19 protein-coding genes are annotated in these 20,638 nt (G+C 65.9%); 12 read left to right on the forward strand and 7 right to left on the reverse strand.

What is annotated here, in order from left to right; translation table 11 throughout:
• Window positions 1–15: 15 nt before the first annotated feature.
• On the reverse strand, window positions 16–249 hold the full coding sequence (locus ACZ9AQ_RS12585) for a hypothetical protein (protein ID WP_429205239.1): 234 nt from the start codon (window positions 247–249) through the stop codon (window positions 16–18).
• A 178-nt stretch (window positions 250–427) separates the two neighbouring features.
• Complete coding sequence (infA, locus tag ACZ9AQ_RS12590) at window positions 428–697, reverse strand: translation initiation factor IF-1 (protein ID WP_429205238.1); 270 nt, start codon at window positions 695–697, stop codon at window positions 428–430.
• 590 nt (window positions 698–1,287) lie between these two features.
• Between infA and ACZ9AQ_RS12595 the strand changes: the two genes are divergently transcribed.
• Window positions 1,288–1,881: a sigma-70 family RNA polymerase sigma factor gene (locus ACZ9AQ_RS12595; protein WP_429205236.1), complete on the forward strand. Its 594-nt coding sequence runs from the start codon at window positions 1,288–1,290 to the stop codon at window positions 1,879–1,881.
• Complete coding sequence (locus ACZ9AQ_RS12600; RefSeq protein ID WP_429205234.1) at window positions 1,878–2,570, forward strand: anti-sigma factor; 693 nt, start codon at window positions 1,878–1,880, stop codon at window positions 2,568–2,570. Before ACZ9AQ_RS12595 ends, ACZ9AQ_RS12600 begins: the two co-directional genes overlap by 4 nt.
• Window positions 2,571–2,627: 57 nt before the next feature.
• Here ACZ9AQ_RS12600 and ACZ9AQ_RS12605 read toward each other — a convergent pair whose 3' ends face one another.
• Window positions 2,628–4,274 carry a DUF4394 domain-containing protein gene (locus ACZ9AQ_RS12605; protein ID WP_429205233.1) on the reverse strand — a complete coding sequence of 549 codons (1,647 nt, stop codon included), beginning with the start codon at window positions 4,272–4,274 and terminating at the stop codon, window positions 2,628–2,630.
• 225 nt (window positions 4,275–4,499) lie between these two features.
• Here ACZ9AQ_RS12605 and ACZ9AQ_RS12610 point away from each other — a divergent pair, with 225 nt between their 5' ends.
• A complete protein-coding gene (locus tag ACZ9AQ_RS12610) occupies window positions 4,500–5,930 on the forward strand; it encodes an alpha/beta fold hydrolase (protein ID WP_429205232.1) in 1,431 nt (476 codons plus the stop codon).
• Between the two features lie 230 nt (window positions 5,931–6,160).
• Window positions 6,161–6,484, forward strand: coding sequence for a hypothetical protein (locus ACZ9AQ_RS12615; RefSeq protein WP_429205231.1), 324 nt, complete (start codon window positions 6,161–6,163; stop codon window positions 6,482–6,484).
• A 1-nt stretch (window position 6,485) separates the two neighbouring features.
• Here ACZ9AQ_RS12615 and ACZ9AQ_RS12620 read toward each other — a convergent pair whose 3' ends face one another.
• From ACZ9AQ_RS12620 to ACZ9AQ_RS12630, 3 genes are all read right to left on the reverse strand, one after another.
• Window positions 6,486–7,739 carry a CaiB/BaiF CoA transferase family protein gene (locus ACZ9AQ_RS12620; RefSeq protein ID WP_429205229.1) on the reverse strand — a complete coding sequence of 418 codons (1,254 nt, stop codon included), beginning with the start codon at window positions 7,737–7,739 and terminating at the stop codon, window positions 6,486–6,488.
• A 333-nt stretch (window positions 7,740–8,072) separates the two neighbouring features.
• Window positions 8,073–8,636: a hypothetical protein gene (locus tag ACZ9AQ_RS12625; protein ID WP_429205228.1), complete on the reverse strand. Its 564-nt coding sequence runs from the start codon at window positions 8,634–8,636 to the stop codon at window positions 8,073–8,075.
• Window positions 8,637–8,774: 138 nt separating this feature from the next.
• Window positions 8,775–11,093 (reverse strand): sugar nucleotide-binding protein, encoded by a 2,319-nt coding sequence (locus ACZ9AQ_RS12630; RefSeq protein WP_429205227.1) that lies wholly within the window; start codon window positions 11,091–11,093, stop codon window positions 8,775–8,777.
• 302 nt (window positions 11,094–11,395) lie between these two features.
• Between ACZ9AQ_RS12630 and trpS the strand changes: the two genes are divergently transcribed.
• Window positions 11,396–12,427, forward strand: coding sequence for a tryptophan--tRNA ligase (gene trpS, locus ACZ9AQ_RS12635; protein WP_429205226.1), 1,032 nt, complete (start codon window positions 11,396–11,398; stop codon window positions 12,425–12,427).
• A gap of 118 nt (window positions 12,428–12,545) precedes the next feature.
• Window positions 12,546–13,595 (forward strand): serine endopeptidase, encoded by a 1,050-nt coding sequence (locus tag ACZ9AQ_RS12640; RefSeq protein ID WP_429205224.1) that lies wholly within the window; start codon window positions 12,546–12,548, stop codon window positions 13,593–13,595.
• A 22-nt stretch (window positions 13,596–13,617) separates the two neighbouring features.
• Here the strand turns inward: ACZ9AQ_RS12640 and ACZ9AQ_RS12645 are convergent, their stop codons facing one another.
• On the reverse strand, window positions 13,618–14,082 hold the full coding sequence (locus tag ACZ9AQ_RS12645; protein WP_429205298.1) for a DUF3597 domain-containing protein: 465 nt from the start codon (window positions 14,080–14,082) through the stop codon (window positions 13,618–13,620).
• 693 nt (window positions 14,083–14,775) lie between these two features.
• On the opposite strand from ACZ9AQ_RS12645, the gene ACZ9AQ_RS12650 reads away from it, so the two are divergent.
• From ACZ9AQ_RS12650 to ACZ9AQ_RS12675, 6 genes are all read left to right on the forward strand, one after another.
• Window positions 14,776–15,120 (forward strand): DUF1294 domain-containing protein, encoded by a 345-nt coding sequence (locus ACZ9AQ_RS12650; protein WP_429205222.1) that lies wholly within the window; start codon window positions 14,776–14,778, stop codon window positions 15,118–15,120.
• Between the two features lie 19 nt (window positions 15,121–15,139).
• A complete protein-coding gene (gene ugpQ / locus ACZ9AQ_RS12655; RefSeq protein WP_429205221.1) occupies window positions 15,140–15,892 on the forward strand; it encodes a glycerophosphodiester phosphodiesterase in 753 nt (250 codons plus the stop codon).
• A 94-nt stretch (window positions 15,893–15,986) separates the two neighbouring features.
• Window positions 15,987–16,214, forward strand: a complete 228-nt coding sequence (locus ACZ9AQ_RS12660; protein ID WP_429205220.1) for a hypothetical protein — start codon at window positions 15,987–15,989, stop codon at window positions 16,212–16,214.
• A gap of 112 nt (window positions 16,215–16,326) precedes the next feature.
• Complete coding sequence (alaS, locus tag ACZ9AQ_RS12665) at window positions 16,327–18,948, forward strand: alanine--tRNA ligase (RefSeq protein WP_429205218.1); 2,622 nt, start codon at window positions 16,327–16,329, stop codon at window positions 18,946–18,948.
• Between the two features lie 476 nt (window positions 18,949–19,424).
• Window positions 19,425–19,652 carry a sulfurtransferase TusA family protein gene (locus ACZ9AQ_RS12670; protein WP_040777452.1) on the forward strand — a complete coding sequence of 76 codons (228 nt, stop codon included), beginning with the start codon at window positions 19,425–19,427 and terminating at the stop codon, window positions 19,650–19,652.
• Window positions 19,653–19,866: 214 nt separating this feature from the next.
• Window positions 19,867–20,616 (forward strand): electron transfer flavoprotein subunit beta/FixA family protein, encoded by a 750-nt coding sequence (locus ACZ9AQ_RS12675; RefSeq protein WP_147933939.1) that lies wholly within the window; start codon window positions 19,867–19,869, stop codon window positions 20,614–20,616.
• Window positions 20,617–20,638 lie beyond the last annotated feature (22 nt).

Consider the following 20,638-nt stretch of genomic DNA (forward strand, 5'->3'; position numbering starts at 1 on the left):
CCTCGGCGGCGCGGCTCAGTTCGGAAAGCGGTTGTTGCGCGGCAGCGGCAGGATCGCTTCGGACACCGCCTGTTCCGGCGTGATCCGCCGGCACAGCTCGGGCCGCTGTAACACGCGCTCGATCACGGCCGCGGGAACGCTCTTGTGTTCCATGTAACGCCGCGCCTGGGTGCCATCGCGCACTGCCAGGATGTTCAGGCCGCGCGCCACGGCGTTCGCGGTGGCTTCATCATTGCGTCGTTGCCGCACTTGCACCTCACCATGCCTTCGAATCATCGACTGTCGAGTACGCAGGCGCTCCTGGCATCGGCATGTCCCGGATGATACCCCGCCTGGCAGGCGATTCGCCAGCCTGGGCCGAAAAATGCGCGCCCATGTGACGACGCCACGCTAGGCGTGGCGTCGGCTGGCGCTGCGCTGGCGACGATCAGCGGCGCGCCGCGCGATTCACCGGGGGGCGCCCGGCGCCAGCGGTCTTGCCGAGATGACGGAAGGTGATGCGGCCCTTGCTCAGGTCGTAGGGCGACAGTTCCAGGCTGACCTGGTCGCCGGCGATGATGCGGATGTGGTTCTTGCGCATCTTGCCGGAAGTGTAGGCGATCAGCTTGTGGCCGTTGTCGCAATCGACGCGATAGCGCGAATCCGGCAGCACTTCAGAGACGACGCCATTCAGTTCGATCAGTTCTTCTTTTGCCATGATGGGCTCCTGTAGGTTGGAAATGCGAATATTGGGCCGGCCTGGCGCGAGGCGCCGGGGCTGGCGGGTAAGGCGGCCTGCAAGCAGGCGATGTCAGGATGAACGTGGCGGCGCAGCGCGGACGCTTCGCCGGGAATGACAAGGCCCGCGCGTGGCAGGCTTGATGTTCGGTGACTGGCAGGTACTGCGTTTGCGGATACTTCGTTCGGTGCGGCGCCTGTCATCCGCAAGCATGCCGCGTCATAGGCTGCGCCATGGGCGCAAGGTCGTCCGCATGCACACGATATGGGGACAGGGTCGTGAATTACCAAGGGCAATCTTCGTGTACGCCAATCGCGGATGCTGCCTGGCACGAGCGATTGAATGATGCCGCAAAACCGGTAGTGTAACATGATCGGCGCTGTGCCGTTCATGCTCCAGCGCAATACAAAGATGGTTCATTCACCATTCCGGCCCCGCTGCAGGGCGTTTTTTCCCGGTCGCTTGACGGCCCCGGCGCTGGCGACGGCGGGGCGGCGACTGGTCACGACCGTGCAAATGTGCAAGCCTGCGTCACCTGTCCAACTATAATTGCCGTTCAGCGAGGGCCCATGGGGCCCGGACCATCAACCCGCGAACGGCCCGTCGTGACGACTGCACCCGACCACTTCGACTATGAAGCGCACCTCGCCGCCTGCGCACGCGGCGACCGGCAGGCCTTGCGTCGCCTGTATGACCGCGAAAGTCCGCGCCTGCTGGGCGTGGCCCTGCGCATCGTGCGCGAGCGCCAGGCGGCCGAGGACGTGCTGCACGACGCTTTCGTGAGCATCTGGACCCGCGCCGCCGGCTTCGACGCCACGCGCGGCTCGGGGCGCGGCTGGATGTACACCGTGGTGCGCCACGCGGCGCTCGATGCGGTGCGCGACGGCGCGCGCGAGGTGCACGTCGACGAAGCGGCGCTCGACGCCCTCGGCGGCGAAGCCTTCGATCCCGGCATCCAGGAAGCCTTCGAGCTGCGCCAGGACATGGGCCGCCTGCACGACTGCCTAAACCGGCTCGATGTCGCCAAGCGCAACAGCATCCTGCATGCGTATGTCGATGGCTTCTCGCACAGCGAGATCGCCGAACGCCTCAAGTCGCCGCTGGGGACCGTGAAGGCCTGGATCAAGCGCGGCCTGAGCGCGCTGCGGGAGTGCATGGTATGAATCCGGTCCGCGACCCCTACGAGCTGGCCGGCGAATACGTGCTGGGCACGCTGTCGCGCGAACGGCGCCGCGAAGTCGATGCCATGCTGCCGCAGGACGCCACGCTGCGCGCCGCCGTCGCCTATTGGGAAGAGCGGCTGCTGCCCTTGAGCGCGCTGGTCGAGCCGGTGGCGCCACCTCCCGCCCTGTGGCCGCGCATCGAGCGCAGCCTGGCGCCGGTCGCCGCACCCGCGCCCGTTCGCGCGGGGTGGTGGGAGCGCCTGGGCCTGTGGCGCGCCCTGGCCGCCGGCGGCTTCGCGGCCGCCGCGATCATGGCGGCCGTGGTCGGCGTGCGCCAGTTCGAGGTGGCGCAGCCGCGCTATATGGTGGTGCTGGCCGCGCCGCAGAACGCGGGGCCGGGCTGGGTGCTGGAGCTGGTGGCCGACGACACGCTGCGCCTGCGACCGCTGGTCACGACCGCGGTCCCGGCCGACCGCGCGCTGCAGCTGTGGACCAAGGCCGACGACTGGTCAGGTCCGGTGTCGCTGGGCCTGGTCAAGCCGGGCGAGGCGGTCGAGGTCAAGCTCGCCAACCTGCCGAAGGTGGTGCCGAACCAGCTGTTCGAAATCACGCTGGAACCGGCCGCCGGATCACCGATCGGCCGTCCGACCGGGCCCATACTCTACATCGGGCGCGCGGTCAGGATATAAAAGAAGAAGGGCGGGTGGCGGCCAGGACAAGACCATGCGGCCGCCACCCGGCTTCCATCAGCGCAGCCAGATCGCGATATCGCGCACGCCTGGCCCGCCGCTGCCGATCACCGACGTCGCCGGCGTCGCCGCGCCATTGACCGGGGTGGCCGCGCCGCTCGTCAGATTGACCCGGTACAGCGTGCTCGGGCCACCGGCCGTGGTGCGCAGCGCCGCCAGCACCAGGCCGTTCGCGCCGCCGCCGATGTCCATCGCGCCAGCGCCCGCCACCGTCACGCCCAGGGGGCCGACGTCGACCAGCGTGCCGTCGTTCGGCGGATTCTGCAGCGCCAGCACCGAACTCGCGCCGTCGACGTCGAACAGCTGGGTCGAGGCCGCGTTCGGGATGCTGTTGGTGTAGGCGGCGGCCACGACGCGTGGCGCCACGCCGGCGCGGTTGATGTTGCCGTCGGTGGTGGTGGCGCCGGTGTCGACATTGATACGCAGGCTCTGGCCGCTGTCGCTGATCACGCGCAGGCGGTCGGCGGCCGGGTTGAAGTCGACCGCGAACGCGGCGCCCTGCATGGCGGTGTACGGCGCGGTCGTGTCGGCGGCGTCGGCGGCGAGCGTCGCCTTGACGGTGGCGGCGCCGGTGGCCGGGTCGATGGTGACCAGGCGCGCAGCGCTCGTCAGGCCGTACAGCATGCCGTCCTTCGGCCGCACGTCGATGCCGGCCAGGGTTTCGCCTCCCGCCAGGCCGCTGATGGCGACGCTGGTGTCGATGGTGCCGGGCGAACCGACCTTGAAGCCCAGCAGGCGATTGTCGTCCGCCAGGCCCAGGACCACCGGCGCCGCGGCGCCGCGCAGCGCGATCCCGCGGATGTCTTCGGTCACGCCGAGCGCGCCGATCAGGTTGGCCGGGGCGCTGGTGGCTGCCAGGTTCACGCCATACAGGTTGCGCGCGCCGCCAACGGTGGCGACCATGTATCCCATATTCGTGCGCGCATCGATGTCGAAGCCGTTCGCGGCGCCGATGGCGACGCCCAGCGGGACCGGCATGGCCAGGGCGCCGTCGTTCGGCGGGTTCTGGACGTACAAGGTCGCATTGGCGCTGTCGATGCCGTATAGCGTGGTCGATCCGGTGCCGGCGAACGAGTTGGTATAGGCCGAGGCCGAGATCGCGGTATTGGCCGCGCCGCCGTTGATGCTGCCGTCGGTGGTCGTGGCGCCGGTATCGACATTGATGCGCAGGCTCTGGCCGCTATCGCTGACGATGCGCAGGCGGTCGGCCATCGGGTTGAAATCGACGCCAAAACTCGCGCCGGCCAGTGCGGTGAACGGCGCGCTGGTATCGGCGGCGTCGGCGGCGAGGCGCGACTTGCTGGTGGCGGCGCCGGTGGCGGCGTCCAGCGTGTACAGGCGGCCGGTCGAGCCGACGCCATACAGCAGGCCGTCGGCCGGGCGCACGTCGATGCCGACCAGGTTTTCGCCGCTCTGCAGGCCGGTCACGAGCACGTTGCTGCGGATGGTGCCCGGCGTGGCGCGATCGAACGACACCAGGCGGTTGCTGGCGGTCAGGGCGACCACGTCGCCGACGGTGGCGGCGGGCGGCGGTGGGGTGGTGATCGGCGGCTTGGCGTGATCGTCGCTGCTGCTGCCGCAGGCGGCCAGGGCGAAGGCGATCGACGAAACGAGAACGAGCTTGGTGAAGTGCGGTTGGGTCATGATGTGTCCTCAGTAAGAATTGCTTGTTTGAATTCGTTGGGGGCGCATCGCGGCCTGGACGGCTGCAATGTTGGCGCTGGTACTACGCGCCAGATGCAGGAATGGATGCAGCTTGTGAAAAAATATTTTCATGATGTCCAAATGTGCATTTATGCAACGTAAATATCTAATGGACAATTGGCTGCAACCGTCATAGGCTGGCTTTCTTTCATTGCAGGAACAGAGATGAAGACCCTGAGTCGGACGATCGCTGGCGTCGCGCTATGTCTGGGCGCGAGCCTGGCGCAGGCGGCAGTTTTCAAGACTTGCGACGATGCCGCGAGCGATCCGGCCCTGGGCGGCAGCCTGTGCGCGCTCGAGCAAATGCCGGGCGATCCGTCCGGACTGGCTGGCGGCCCCGCGGCGTCGGTCTCGCCGCCGGTCTCGTTATTCGTGCGCAAGTTCCCGGCGCAGGGCGCATCGCGCGGTCAGGTCTGGTTGGTCGCCGGCGGCCCCGGCGAATCCGGCGCCTCGTTCTACGGCATGCTGCCGACCTTGCGCCGCGCCTTCCCCGGCTTCGATCTGGTGATGCCGGACCATCGCGGCACCGGTTTCTCGACCCGGATGTGCCCGGCCGAGGAAGCGCCGGGCTCGCCCGGCGGCGCCGCACTGGAGGGCGCCGAGTGGGGCGCCTGCTTCGGGTACCTGAACCGGCATCCCGCCTACACGCGACAGTTCTCGCTGACGAATGCCGCCCACGACCTCAAATTGCTGCTGGAGCGCACGCCGCGTCACGGCAAGACCTATCTGTATGGCGTTTCGTACGGCACCCAACTGGTGCTGCGCACGGTGGCGCTGGGCGCCGCGGTCGATGGCCTGGTGCTCGATTCGCTGGTGCCGCTGCAGGACGACCCCACGGCCGACCTGAGCCGCCGCTCGCTGGTGACCGATGCAGTCGGACGCGCATTGCTGGCCGACTGCGACCAGGGGCGATGCGGCCGCCGCATCGGCGAGCCGCTCGAGCCGCTCTACCGGCGGGTGCTGGCGCGCGCCGGGAGCGAGTCGACGCTCCTGGCCAATGTGCCAGGAAAGGACCTGAAGCGTTTCCTGGGCGGCCTGCTCGATTTTCCGGATGCCGCGAGCCGCATCCCGGACATCGTCAAGGAGCTCGACGCCGGCCAGGACGCGCAGTTGAAGGCGGCGCTGGCCGAGGTGCGGCGCAAGGCCGCGAGCCTCGGGACTTTTCCGCAACTGCCGCCGTCGATGCCTCTCGTGATCCTCATCAGCGGGTCTGAGAACAATCTGCAGCCAGGACGCACCATGGAGGCAGTAAAGCAGGAAGAAGCCGGCCTGTTGTTTTCGAGCGGCATCCCGGGCCACCTGGTCGGCGCTCCGATTCCTTTTTATGCACGCGACGCCTGGTTTGCGCGCCTGCCCGAGCGCCTGCCGCCGACGCTGGTGATCCACGGCCGCCGCGATGCGAAGACGCCGTATGGCGCCGCCGTGCGCCATATCGAGGCGCTGCGCAAGGCCGGGCCGGTTCAGCTATTTACCGACGAGCACGGCGGGCATTTCGTGCTCTGGGCCGACCGTACATGCGGCGCGGCCGAGGTCATGCAGTTTGTGCTGGGCGAGGATGCACCGACGCCCTGTGTGCCGGTCACCTCTAGCCCTTGACCCGCGCTGACGCGGTTATCTGCCGCGGCCGGCCGGGCGACGACGGCGGTAGCAGTCGGGACATGGCCGGGACCCTGTGCGCGGCGCTGGAATGAGACGGCTTGAATGCCGGCCGGAACGCACCGCCATTGTCCCGTGGAACAGATGAAATCGATGCTTGATAAACCACGAATGCATCCTAAGCTGAAAGGCTCCAGTGGTTTTTTTCACATCTTTTTCAGGAGGGCATCATGCTGCAAACCGCCGAAATCCAGCAACGCTTCAAGAACGTCCAGCAAGTGGTGAACCAGGCCGAACAGGTCTGCCAGAGCGACCAGAGCGTTCCCAGCGAAATCCGCGACTGCATCCACAAGATCGCCGAGGAAGCCGGGCGCGTGCAAAGCGTCATGCAGTCGAACGACCAGTCGAGCATGATCCAGGCCATCGACGATCTGGAAGCCATGGGCGACGAGGCCAAGCGCGTCTGCACCTCGACCCGTCCGTCACCACAAGTGCAATCCGTCATCGTGCGCGTGCACGACGAGCTGTCGAACCTGAAGCACCAGCTGCATTGATTCAGACGATGCCGCGCTCGCGCAAGGCGGCGATCTCTTCCTCGCTCCTGCCCAGCACCTCGCGCAAGACTTCGGCCGTGTGCTGGCCCAGCAGGGGCGGGGCGATTGCGCTCGTCGCGGGCAGGGCCGACATCCGGATCGGATTGCGCACCAGCTTCACCTGGCCCGCGCTGGGATGCGGCAGGTCGATCGCCATCGCGCGCGCCACCACCTGCTCGTTGGCGAACACCTCGCCGACGTCGTTGATCGGTCCGCAGGGTACACCCATTTCTTCGAGCAGGGCGATCCATTCGTCGCGCTTTTTGAGCTTGACCATCTCGGCCAGCAGCGGCACCAGGAGGTCGCGGTTCTCGACGCGCAGCGGGTTGGTGGCGAAGCGCGGATCGTCTCCCAGCTCCGGCCGGCCGCCAGCCTCGACGAACTTCCGGTACTGGCCGTCGTTGCCGGTGGCGACGATGATGTGGCCATCCAGGCAGGCGAAGGTCTGGTAGGGCACGATGTTGGCGTGGGCGTTGCCCCAGCGCCTGGGCGGCTTGCCGCTGTTGAGGTAATTGCTGCCGACATTGGCCAGCATCGCCACCTGCGTGTCGAGCAGCGCCATGTCGATGTGCTGGCCCTCGCCCGTGCGGTCGCGATGGGTGAGGGCGGCCAGCACGGCCACCGTGGCGTACATGCCGGTCATCAGGTCGGTCAGCGCGACGCCGGCCTTTTGCGGCCCCCCGCCGGGCAGGTCGTCGCGCTCGCCGGTGACCGACATCAGGCCGCCCATGCCCTGGATCAGGAAGTCGTAGCCGGCGCGGTGAGCATAGGGGCCGTCCTGGCCGAAGCCGGTGATCGAGCAGTACACCAGGTCGGGCTTGATCTGCCTGAGCGATGCATAGTCGAGGCCATAGCGCTTCAGGTGGCCCACCTTGAAGTTTTCGAGCACCACGTCGCAATGCAGCACCAGCTCGCGCAGCAGGGCCTGGCCCTCGCTGCTGGCGATATCGACCGTGAGCGAGCGCTTGCCGCGGTTGGCCGACAGGTAATAGGCCGCCTCCTGCGTGTCGTTGCCTTGCGCATCCCTGGCGTACGGCGGGCCCCAGGCGCGGGTGTCGTCGCCGGCGCCGGGGCGTTCGATCTTGATCACGTCGGCGCCGAGGTCGGCCAGGTTCTGCGAACACCATGGTCCCGCCAGCACGCGCGACAGGTCGAGCACGCGGAGGTGGCCGAGGGCTTTCGGCAGCGGGGAGAGAGACGGAGGTGTATGTGTCATGTCTCGTTGTCGTTATGCGGTCGGGAAGCGCCGATTATAGCCGTGCGCGATAGGCGGCAACCATCGCCCGAGACAGGACTGACAGGCGACGCCGCCTGCACCACAAGGCAATGACGGTGGAGAGCTTTACGATGAGCCTATCCCGGTCGATGTGAGTTGCGCCGGTCACGCCTGGCAAGCCTGGCCTGTGTTGCCCGCCCCTGCACCGGCATGCGCTTCTTCCAGCTTTCCGGACAGAATTCAAGAAACCGATAAATCAATGCGCGTTGGGCTGCCGGAACCGGCGTGCCGCAGCTTTGTTTGTCAGGATACGCCTATGTTCGGGTTGAGCAATCAGCGATGAACGTTCCTCGATGACTTTATCTTCTTTGCAGCGAAAAAAAAGCCGTCCCAGAAGATCACTGCCTCATCGGCCCTTTTGATGAACACCTGCGTGCAACCGATATCGACAACGGTAACCGGATTGGGTAGGCGTAATCTGGCGGCGTTGATTTGCGCTTCCTGGCGTACGTATGCATTTGGTTCGACACGTTTGCTCTCAAGGCTTGGGGGGCCGCAGCTTTCACTCCCAAACTTGGTTCCCTCGTTTTGGATGGTCATTACCCGTCCGAGTAATTGCTTGGCCTGATGCTCGTCAATCGAGGTGATCTTTACACCATCGAGCACAGATGTAAATTTCCACTGCCCGATGACTTCATGGCCTGGCTGCACCGCCTGCGCAGGTAGACTTGCCGCAATGGCGATGGCGAACACCGACGAGAGCGCTCGAAATGGCGCTGACTCTCTGCATCGATTAGCCATGTCGGTATTGCGCATCGCATTCAATGCTTGTGGACTCATTCGTAATGCGATGTTTGGACTGCTGCCCGATGTGGATTTCACGTTCGTGGTTGCCATTGCAAGCTCCGGCGGGAGGAGCAGCCAATTTAGCAAGCTGGAGGACAGGCAACTTACGGAGTATCAAACCGGCGATGCTCGCTCGAGCGGCCGGTGAGTCAAGATGTGGCGCCAGCAGCGCCGCATCTTGTATCCGCATCAGGTTCCAGACTGTACTGCCGCGACCGGATCGGCCTCGGCCTGGCTGTCGCCCCCGGGCACCTGTCGCCGTCCTTCGGCTTCCTGCTGCAGCGCGCAGCGTTCGGCCTTGTCGGCATTGCGCAGCTCGACGAAGCGGCGCAGCGCGTCGTCCAGCGCCGGCAGCAATGCGCCGCGCTCGCTGTGCAGCGAGGAATACGCCGGCCGCGCCGCCGTGAAGCCGAACTCGGCGGCCGGCTTGGCTTCCAGCGTCGCCGCATCGACACCGGCCAGCTCGGCCGCGCGCCGCGCCAGCGCGGCCCAGGTCAGCTCGCCCTGGTTGGCCAGGTGCCAGATGCCGGCCTCGCGGTCCACCGCCAGGTCCAGGCAGGCGTGCACCAGGTCGGGGACGTAGGTCGGCGAGACCGTCAGGTCGCTGGCGGCCACGAAGGCGTCGCCGCGCTCGAGCGCATCGAGCGCCAGGGTCACGAAGTTGTAGCCGTCCCAGGGGCCGAAGAAGGCGCTGGTGCGCACCACCAGTGCGCCCGGATGGTTCTCGAGCACCGCGCGTTCGGCATCGAGCTTGGTGCGGCCATAGACATTGAGCGGATTGGGCATGTCGGATTCGACATAGGGACGCTCGTTGCGGCCGTCGAACACCAGGTCGCTCGAGAAGGTGGTCAGGTGGATGCCGTGGCGCGCGCAGGCCGCGGCCAGGATGGCGGCGCCGTGCGTGTTCTCGCGCTGGCAGCGCTCCATCTCGTGCTCGGCGTCGTCCACCCGCACATAGCCGCAGGTATTGACCACGGCCCACGGCTTGTGCTGCGCCAGCGCACGCTCGACCGAGTCGGCGTCGGCGATGTCCATGTCCTGGCGCGACAGCAGGCGGTAGGCCAGGTTGCGCTTGTCGCAGATGCGGGCGAACGCCCGGCCCAGGGTGCCGGTGGCGCCCAGGATCAGGATCGGCGCGGCATCGGTGCCCACCAGGCGGTGGCCGTCGGCTGCGATCGAGGTGAGCGCGGCCGGCGTGGCCACCGGCTGCTGGCACAAGAAGCGGCCCGGGCGGCGCCACCAGCCCTGGGCGCGCAGCACCGGGTGCGACAGCGGCGCGCCGTCCGCCAGCTCGCGCATCATCCCGGCCAGCGCGGTCGGCCGCGGCAGCGGCGAGCGCACGTCGAGCGGGCCCGGCTCGTAGTAGCCGCGGTCGAGCGTCACCAGGCTGTTCCAGTCGAAGGAGCCGAGCAGCGCCCACACCGTGACGGAGCGCACATCGACGCCGTTGTCGCGCGACTGCTGGGCCGCTTCCCAGATCTCGAGCAGCCAGCGCATCTGGTCTTCGCGGTTGGCGTCGATGTGGGCTTCGGTGATGGCCAGCGGGATCCCGTAGCGTTCCCAGATTTCGGCCAGCAGCGGGGCGATGCCCGGCGTCGGCGTGGCCAGCACGCGCGAGGCTTCGATGTCGGCGCAGGGGATGCCGTCGGCCATGCCGCGGTGCTGGGCGGGAAAGCGTTCGGGGCGGTGATCCAGCCAGCGCTCGCTGGTCACGTAGTAATTGACGCCGATGATGTCGGGCGGGCAGGGATTGTCGCGGAACCACAGGATATCGTCGGCGCTGGCGCCGCTCTTGAGCAGGTAGTTCCACAGCGGGTGTTCGGGTCCGACCATGCCGCACAGCAGGTCCCAGCCCAGCCAGCGGCGCTCGTTGTAGAACTCGGCCACATGGCTGAGCTCCGGCGTGCCGTAGGTCTTGCCGAGGTCGTCGGTCTGCACCAGTTTCGCGTGCGGGTTGACGGCGCGGATGGCGCGCATCGACAGCACGGTGGCGCGGCACTGGTTGAGCAGGGCCTGGATGAAGGTGCGGTCGTCGCGGCCGTGCGGATACCAGATGCCGTACAGGCCGGCGAAGCGCGCCGTGGTGCAGATCTCGTTGACCGGGGTGTAGAACTCGAGCCAGGGGTAGCGCGCGGCGACGGCGCCGGCGTAGTCGGCCAACCCTTGCGCGAAACCCGGGTCGACCAGGCTCGTGTGGCGCGGGCCGCTGCCATGGTGGATCAGCCCGGCGATCGGGGTGATGCCGGCATCTTGCAGGGCGGCCAGGCGCTCGTCCGGCCAGCGCCAGTCGGCCCCGTCGATGCCGTCGGGAGCGGTGCGTTCCCACAGGATGGGGTAGCGGATGGCGCGGATGCCGAGCGCGGAGAAGCGCTCGATGTCGCAGGCGCGATCGCTGTGGCCGTTGCGGTCCAGCTGGCTGAAATAGGTGTCTTGCACGCGGTTGACCGTGCATTCGAGGCCGCCCCAGAGTTCGAGGGGGTGTGCTGGGCTGTTCGTGCTCTTGTTCATGATTGTTCTAATTCCTTAATTTTATTGCAACAAAATAGCGGCAATGCGGCGCTACCGACATTTCAACTGCGTGGGGAGAGCCTGCCTGCCGAGTCACGGTACCGGTAGCGGTTGACAGCGGCGCGTCAACCTGCAACCATGCGGTCCATGATCTTTCCGAAAGCACATCTCATTCTTGCCTGGTGGCGCCGCTCCTAGCGCGCGGCCCCGGAAATGATGTGCATTTCAGCTAACGCCGCCTCGATTCGGGTGGCGTTCATTCATTGACGCAGGACGATCGAGGCATCTACCAAGGAATCTCGATGACCCTGCAACAAACTTCCGCTCCTGCTCCGGCGAGCCAGATTATCCTGACCGGCGACCGTCCGACCGGTCCGCTGCACCTCGGCCACTTCGTGGGCAGCCTGCGCGATCGCGTGACCTACCAGCACCAGTACCGCCAATTCGTCATGCTGGCCGATTCGCAGGCGCTGACCGACAACATGGATGACTTGAGTAAGGTACACCGGAACGTGCTGGAAGTGGCGCTCGATTACCTTGCCGTAGGGATCGACCCGGTCAAGACCACGATCTTCATCCAGTCGCAGATCCCGGAACTGACCGAGCTGACCTTTTACTACCTGAACCTGGTGACCGTCGCGCGCCTCGAGCGCAACCCGACCGTGAAGGCGGAAATCGTCCTGCGCGGCTTCGAGCGCGACATTCCGGCCGGCTTCCTGACCTACCCGGCCAGCCAGGCTGCCGACATCACCGCCTTCAAGGCCGGCGTGGTGCCGGTGGGCGAAGACCAGATCCCGATGATCGAGCAGTGCAACGAGATCGTGCGCCGCTTCAACCGCATCGTCGGCCGCGACATCCTGGTCGAGGCCAAGGCCTTCGTGCCGGAAGTCGGCCGCCTGCCGGGCATCGACGGCAAGGCCAAGATGAGCAAGTCGCTCGGCAATACCATCAATCTGGGCGCGAGCGCCGACGAGATCCGCGCCGCGGTCAAGAACGTGTACACCGACCCGCTGCACCTGAAGGTGTCGGATCCCGGCCATATCGAGGGCAACGTCGCCTTCACCTACCTGGACGCGTTCGACACCGACAAGGAAGGCCTGGCCGAGATGAAGGCGCACTACCAGCGCGGCGGCCTGGGCGACAGCATCGTCAAGAAGCGCCTGGAAGGCATCCTGCAAGACCTGCTGGCGCCGATCCGCGCCCGCCGCGAGGAGTTCGCCAAGGATCCGGCCCAGGTGATGAAGATGCTGCAGGAAGGCACCCTCAAGGCGCGCGAAGTGGCGGCCGCGACCACCGACGAAGTGAAAAAGGCGCTGGGATTGTCCTACTTCTGACCCGGGTATCGCCGCCCGCTACCGGCGGTAGCGCAACCCGGGCCTCTGACAACTAGCGGTAGCACGGCGCCGTCGTCGATGGCAAGCTGCGGGCTTGTGCATCGCCGAGGAGCGCTCCATGAGCAAGGGCTTGCGCCTGACCGAACAATGGATGCAGCGGGCCTTGTGGCTCGTCGCCTTCGTCTTCGCCGGCTTCCTGATCGGCCTGGGCGGCCTGGTCGTGCAGCAGCTGCGCGACGTCGAAGAGCCGCTGACGGTCGAGCAGTTCATGAATCCGGCCCAGGTTGGCAAGCTGCGCGCCGAGATGGCCGCGCAGCGCGAGCGCATCGAGGGCGCGCGCACACGCCTCGAGCAGGCCAGCCACCAGCACGCGGTGGCGCAGTCGAATACGCGCTCGGCGCGCTCGACCTTCGACGACTGGCTCGCGACCCGGCAGGCGACCGCGCGACCCGAGCAAGACCCCGAACTGATCAAGCGTACCCAGGGCCTGGAGGCCCTGGAGCGCGCTGAACGCGCCGCCCTGGCGGCGGTGGAAGGCGAGCAGCAGACGATGCTGGACGCCACCCAGGCCCATGAGCGCGCCAAGCTGCGCTGGGACGCCCTGCAAGAACCGGCGCAGCAGGCCTTCGCCGACGAAGTCGAGGCGCGCGAGCTGCGCGTGTTCCTGTATCGCCTGGCATTGACGTTGCCGCTGCTGCTGGCGGCCGGCTGGCTGTTCAGGCACAAGCGCAAGACACGAGACTGGCCGTTCGCCTGGGGCTTTATCCTGTTCGCCCTGTTCACCTTCTTCTTCGAACTGGTGCCCTACCTGCCGAGCTATGGCGGCTACGTGCGCTACGTCGTCGGCATCCTCCTCACCGTGGTCGTGGGCCGCTACGCCATCGCCTGGCTGCAGGGTTACCTGGCGCGCCAGAAAGAGGCCGAGGCGCTGCCCGACGCCCAGCGGCGTGAGGGCATGCGCTACGACGTGGTCCAGGCGCGCCTGGCGAAGGGCGTCTGCCCGGGCTGCGAGCGCGCCGTCGACCTCAAGGATGGCAAGACCGACTTCTGCCCGCACTGCGGCATCGGCCTGTTCAATCGCTGCGGCGCTTGCTCGGCCCGCAAGAATGCGTTCGCGCGCTTCTGCTTCGCTTGCGGGACGGCGGCCAATACGACGCTGGCGGATTAACCGGCCAGCGCTTCGTGGCAGGTCAGTCGCGCAGGTCGGCCGGCACCTTGCCGCCGTTGGCGGCCAGCTTGTTCATCACCTGGCGGTGCAGCCAGACGTTCATCTTGGCCGAGTCGCCCGTGTCGCCGGTGTAGTTCAGCTCGGCAGCCAGCTCCTTGCGCGACTGCAGGCTGCTGTCCAGGCCGAGCAACTTGAGCAGGTCGACGATCGAGGTGCGCCAGTTCAGCTGCTGGCCGGACGACTTCTGCATGTCGTTCAAGACCTGCTCGACGTCGACTTGCTGCATCGGCGCGGCGGCCGGCGCCGGGGCGGCCGGAGCGGCAGCCGGTGCGCCTGGCGCAGGAGCGGCTTGCGGCTGCGGCGCGGCGCCTGGGGCTGCCGGCGCGGCGGCTGGAGCGGCAGTCGATGCGGAAGTCGTTGCGGCAGCGGGCGCCGCATCTTTCTTACCTGGGAAAATTTTGTGGAAAATATTGCTTAGGATACCCACGGGACCCTCCTTTGCTGGTGATTGTTGACGGATATTGTTTGCCATGTAGCCAAGCGCGACCGCCAGCGCGGCGCCGCCGGCGGCCTTGATCAAGGTCGGATGTTCGGCGTAGAAGTCGCTCATGCGATCGACAATGCCGGGGTTCTGTTGTTGCGCTTTTTCAGCCAGTTCTTGCACTTGCTCAGGCGAGACCTGGGCTGCCTGTTCCGGGGTCACGCGGGTCGTGTTGCCGCCGAAGATCTTGCCGAGCGCACCGCCGGCCACCGAGGACAGCAGGCCGCCGCCGGTGCCGCCGATCAGCTTGTCGAGCATGCCGGCGCGCTGGTCGGGATTGCTCTGGCCAAACAACTGGCTGACCATCTGGGGGAAGGGCGGGGTCTGGTCCGAGCGCAGGGCGCTGGCGATGCCCTGGGCGATGCTGGCGCGGGGCGCGTTCTGCGCCACCTGGTCGAAGTCGTCGGCCGCCTTGCCGTTGTTGGCGCCGGCGCCGGCGCCGCCAATGTATTGCTGCAATAAGTTTCCTAAATCAAAAGCCATGTCATCTCCTACGCGATGTGATACCTGTGATCGCCCAGCGTAGGCGTTTGATTTTGCCGGTTCTGTTCGATGACGAACCCAGGGGTAGTATCCACCGACGATCGATCCGCATTTGCCCAGTGGACATTTGCGATCCGGGAGCGGTAAGCTGTCGGCATGCCCTACCTGCCGCTCGTCCTCTTCCTCCTTGTCTACCTGTTCGCCAGCCTGGTCTGGGAGATGTCGCAGCTGGTCGGCGCCGCCTACCTCATGACCAGCCTGACCTGCTTCGTCGCCTACGCGATCGACAAGTCGGCGGCGCGCGCGCAGTCCTGGCGCACGCCGGAAAGCACCTTGCTGATCCTGGGCCTGGTCGGTGGCTGGCCCGGCGCCTTGCTTGCACAGCAATGGCTGCGGCACAAGACCAGCAAGCAATCGTTCCAGCGCAAGTTCCAGCTGACGGTGGCGCTGAACCTGGGCGCCTTCGCCTGGCTCGCCTGGCGTTTCGGCGTGCCGGCCTGAGCATCGAAAGGAGGCGCGCATGTGGCCTTACCCCCGTGTCCTTGCCCACCGCGGCGGCGGCACGCTGGCGCCCGAGAATACGTATGCCGGACTACGCTGCGGGATGCAGGCCGGCTTTCGTGCGATCGAGTTCGACGTCATGCTGGCGCGCGACGGCGTGCCGGTGGTAACGCACGATCCCGCCCTGGGCCGCACGGTCAAGGGCAGCGGCAGCGTGTTCGAGCACGATGCCGGCGAGCTGGCGGCGATGGATGCCGGCGCCTGGTTCGCCCCGGCGTTCGCCGGTGAGCCGGTGCCGCTGTTTTCCGAGTTCGCGCGCCTGTGCAAGGAGCAGGGCGTGTGGATGAACATCGAGATCAAGCCGGCGTCCGGATTCGAAGCGGAAACCGGCGCGGTCGTGGCCGCGCTTGCCGCCGAGCTGTTTGCCGCCGAACTCGCGGCCGGAGACATGGCCCGGGCTCCGCTGCTGTCTTCGTTCAGCGACGTGGCGCTGGCCAGTGCGCGCCGGGCGGCCCCGCACCTGCCGCGCGCCTGCCTGATGAGCGCGCTGGGGCCGGATTGGGAAGCCCGTGCGCGGGCGCTGGACGCGGTGGCCATCCACACCAATCACCAGCACCTGGAGCCGGAGATGGCGCGCACGGTGAAAGACTGCGGCTTCGGCCTGTTCTGCTATACCGTCAACGATCCCGGCCGCGCGCGCACCTTGCTGGAGTGGGGCGTGGACGCCTTCTGCACCGACCGTATCGACCTGATCGGCCCGGATTTCGCCTGAAGAACTTTCATTTCAGCAATATATTTGCTAAATCGCCTCAAGAACCGGCGCCGGAGAGACGTTAAGTACAGACGATCTCTTTGAAGCGGCAAGCATGGCACCCTCGACCACCATTATCCCTTTGTCTGCGCACACCGAAGGCACGCAGGCGGCCGTCAACCACTGGCTTGGCCTGGTCGGCCAGTCGGTGCTGGCAGCTGCACGCCGGCGCGATACCGATCCGCTTGGCGAGGCGCGTGCGCGCATCCTGCAGGAGGCGGCCAAGACGATGCTGGCGCCGGTCGGGCCCAGGGCGCACGCGGTATCGCAGCTGCTGCGCTGAATCCGCTGTTGCTGGCAGGTGCCAATATCGGCATGACCGATATTGACGGCGGCGGCTAAGCTATAATCGTTCCTTTATACGGCACGCTGCCTCATTCCGCCCTCCAACAGACATGAAATCCTCAGACATTCGCGAAAAGTTCCTGAAGTTCTTTGAATCCAAAGGCCATTCCATCGTGCGTTCCAGCTCGCTGGTGCCGGGCAATGACCCGACCATGCTGTTGACCAATAGCGGGATGGTGCAGTTCAAGGATGTGTTCCTGGGCCTGGATTCGCGCCCGTATTCGCGCGCGACCTCGGTCCAGCGCTGCGTGCGCGCCGGCGGCAAGCACAACGACCTGGAAAACGTCGGCTACACCGCACGTCACCACACCTTCTTTGAAATGCTGGGCAACTTCAGCTTCGGCGACTATTTCAAGCGCGAGGCGATCCAGTATGCCTGGGAACTGCTGACGAAGGTCTATGGCCTGCCGGCCGAGAAGCTGACCGTCACCGTCTATTTCGAGGACGACGAAGCCTACGACATCTGGGCCAACGAGATCGGCGTGCCGAAAGAGCGCATCATCCGTATCGGCGACAACAAGGGCGCGCGCTATGCCTCGGACAACTTCTGGCAGATGGCCGACACCGGCCCTTGCGGCCCGTGCACCGAGATCTTCTATGACCATGGCGCCGACATCTGGGGCGGCCCTCCGGGCTCGCCAGAGGAAGACGGCGACCGCTTCATCGAGATCTGGAACCTGGTGTTCATGCAGTTCAACCGCGACGAGGCAGGCAACATGGCCCCGCTGCCGAAGCCGTCGATCGACACCGGCATGGGCATGGAGCGCCTGGCCGCCGTGCTGCAGCACGTGCACAGCAACTACGAGATCGATCTGTTCCAGAACCTGATCCGCGCCGCGGCGCGCGAGACCGGCATCGATGACCTGGGCAACAACTCGCTCAAGGTCATCGCCGACCACATCCGCTCGGCCTCGTTCATGATTGTCGACGGCATCATCCCGAGCAGCGAAGGCCACGGCTACGTCCTGCGCCGCATCATCCGCCGCGCACTGCGCCACGGCCACAAGCTGGGCCAGACGAAGCCGTTCTTCCACAAGCTGGTCGCCGACCTCGACCTCGAGATGGGTGAAGCCTATCCGGAACTGCGCGATGCGAAAGACCGTGTGGCCCAGGTGCTCAAGGCCGAGGAAGAGCGTTTCGGCGAGACCCTGGAAAACGGCATGAAGATCCTGGAAGCCCAGCTGGCCAGGGATCCGAAGAACCTCGACGGCGCCACCGCGTTCACCCTGTACGACACCTACGGCTTCCCGCTCGACCTGACCGCCGACATCTGCCGTGAACGCAACGTGACGCTCGACGAGGCCGGCTTCACCGCCGCCATGGAGCAGCAGAAGAAGACGGCGCGCGCCGCCGGCAAGTTCAAGATGGCCGCCAACGTCGAGTACGCGGGCGAGAAGACCAAATTCGTCGGCTACGAATCGCTGGCCCACAACACCCACGTGCTGGCGCTGTACGCCGACGGCGTGAAGGTGGACGAGCTCAAGGCCGGCCAGGCCGGCATCGTGGTGCTGGACACCACCCCGTTCTATGCCGAATCGGGCGGCCAGGTCGGCGACCAGGGCGTCATCGGCGGCTCGGTGGGCGGCGCCGGCGTGCGCTTCGAGGTCGAGGACACGCTCAAGATCCAGGCCGATGTGTTCGGCCACCACGGCGTGCTGCGCGAAGGCGCGCTGAAGGTCGGCGACACCGTCGACGCCTCGGTCGATACCGTCAAGCGCGCGCGCACCATCCGCAACCACTCGGCCACCCACCTGATGCACAAGGCCTTGCGCGAAGTGCTGGGCAGCCACGTTCAGCAGAAGGGCTCGCTGGTCGATCCGGACAAGACCCGCTTCGACTTCAGCCACCCGCAAGCCTTGACCGCCGACGAGATCGCCAAGGTCGAGGCCATCGTCAACCGCGAGATCCTGGAGAATCATCCGACCCAGGCGCAGAACATGTCGTTCGACGACGCCGTCAAGCATGGCGCGATGGCGCTGTTCGGCGAGAAGTACGGCGACAGCGTGCGCGTGCTGGACATCGGTTCGTCGAAAGAACTGTGCGGCGGCGTCCACGTGACCCGCACCGGCGACATCGGCCTGTTCAAGATCGTGTCGGAAGGCGGCGTCGCCGCCGGCATCCGCCGCGTGGAAGCGGTGACGGGTGAGGGCGCCCTGGCCCTGGTGCAGTCGATCAACCGCAAGTTGATCGAAGCGGCCGGCGCGCTCAAGACCAGCCCGGACGAGCTGACGGTCCGCATCGCCCAGGTCCAGGATCAGGTCAAGACCCTGGAAAAGGAAGTCGCCGCGCTGAAGTCGAAGCTGGCGGCCGGCCAGGGCGACGAGTTGATGAGCAAGGCGGTCGACGTCAACGGCATCAAGGTGCTGGCGGCAACGATGGAAGGCGCCGATGTCGCCACCCTGCGCGAAGCCATGGACAAGCTCAAGGACAAGCTGCAGACGGCCGCCATCGTGCTGGCCAGCGTGGCGGACGGCAAGGTCAGCCTGATCGCGGGCGTGACCAAGGACGCCACCGGTAAAGTCAAGGCCGGCGAACTGGTGAACTTCGTCGCCCAGCAGGTGGGCGGCAAGGGCGGCGGCCGTCCTGATATGGCGCAAGCGGGCGGCACCGATCCATCGGGCCTGCCGGCTGCGCTGGCCGGCGTGGCGGGCTGGGTGGGCGAGCGCGCCTGATCTCCAGCAAGCACCACCTTTAGAAGTCAGCTTCAACACGTCGTCCCCGCGCAGGCGGGGACCCAAGTCCTTTGCGCAGCCACTACGATTTACGTAGACACAGCGCATGAAACTTGGGTCCCCGCCTGCGCGGGGACGACGTTTTTACGTTTGCGACAATGGGCCACGCAGAGTCGTAAACCAAGTCGTAACACTTTGTTTTCATGGTCATTTGGACTATTGTTCGCCCCAATTCGGACCGCATCTGAGGGGCGTGATGCACCGCTGCAGTGCCGATTCGTGAGCATCCAGTACACACTCAATGTAATTTGGTCAAGCATTTCACATTGTGGTTGCAATCTTGCAACAATGTGTGACTATTTTGGTGCGGTGCGTCATACTGCCCGAATTGGAGTAGTATGCGACTGAAGTTGGACCACTTAATCAAAGCAGGTAATGCGATGAGCGATATCACTTTTGAAACCGACACCGACACCATGGAATTCCAGAGAGACCTGGATGCACGCGGACTGAACTGCCCGCTGCCCATCCTCAAAGCCAAGAAGGCGCTCGCCGAGATGGAAACCGGCCAGGTGCTGCGCATCGTTGCCACCGACACCGGCTCCGTGCGCGACTTCCAGGCATTTGCCAAGCAAACCGGCAATGCCTTGCTGGCTCATACCCATGAGAATGGCGAGTTCACCTTCCTGATGCGCCGCAAATAATGTGACGGGCGGCTGCCGATGCTGCAGCTGCGCGCACACCCTGAGACGGGGCGTTCAGCCCCGTCTGCTCCCTCTGTAATAGCCGGAATGGACCGATTAGGTGTTTTCCTCTAACTAAAAATCGCACGATCGTGCTTTAATTTGGCCCGTAGCGTCGATTTCTCATATAATCTAGGCCACTTATTTCGATCCATCCCATTTTTAAAGGCACCCCATGAAAGTCCTGGTACCCGTCAAACGCGTGGTCGACTACAACGTCAAGGTTCGCGTCAAGTCCGACAATAGCGGCGTCGATGTCGCCAACGTCAAGATGTCGATGAACCCGTTCGACGAGATCGCACTGGAAGAGGCAACGCGCCTGAAAGAGGGCGGCAAAGTGACCGAAGTGGTGGCGGTCTCCGTGGGTGTGGCCCAGTGCCAGGAAACCCTGCGTACCGGCATGGCGATCGGCGCCGACCGTGGCATCCTGGTGGAAACCGCCGGCGACACCGAGCCGCTGGCCGTGGCCAAGATCGTCAAGGCGCTGGCCGACAAGGAGCAGCCGCAACTGATCATCCTGGGCAAGCAGGCGATCGACGACGACTCGAACCAGACCGGCCAGATGCTGGCCGCGCTGCTGGGCTGGCCGCAAGCCACCTTCGCCTCGAAAGTCGTGCTGGAAGACGGCAAGGTCACCGTGACCCGCGAAGTCGATGGCGGCCTGGAAACCGTGGCGCTGACCCTGCCGGCGATCATCACCACCGACCTGCGCCTGAACGAGCCGCGCTACGTGACGCTGCCGAACATCATGAAGGCCAAGAAGAAGCCGCTCGAAACCATCAAGCCGGAAGACCTGGGCGTGGACGTCGCACCGCGCCTGAAGACCCTGAAGGTCGTCGAGCCGGCCAAGCGCTCGGCCGGCGTCAAGGTGCCGGACGTCGCTACCCTGGTGCAGAAGTTGCGCACTGAAGCCAAAGTCATCTGAGTCGTCTGTCGTTACTTAATAC

It is taken from the genome of Massilia sp. UYP34 (assembly GCF_056279385.1).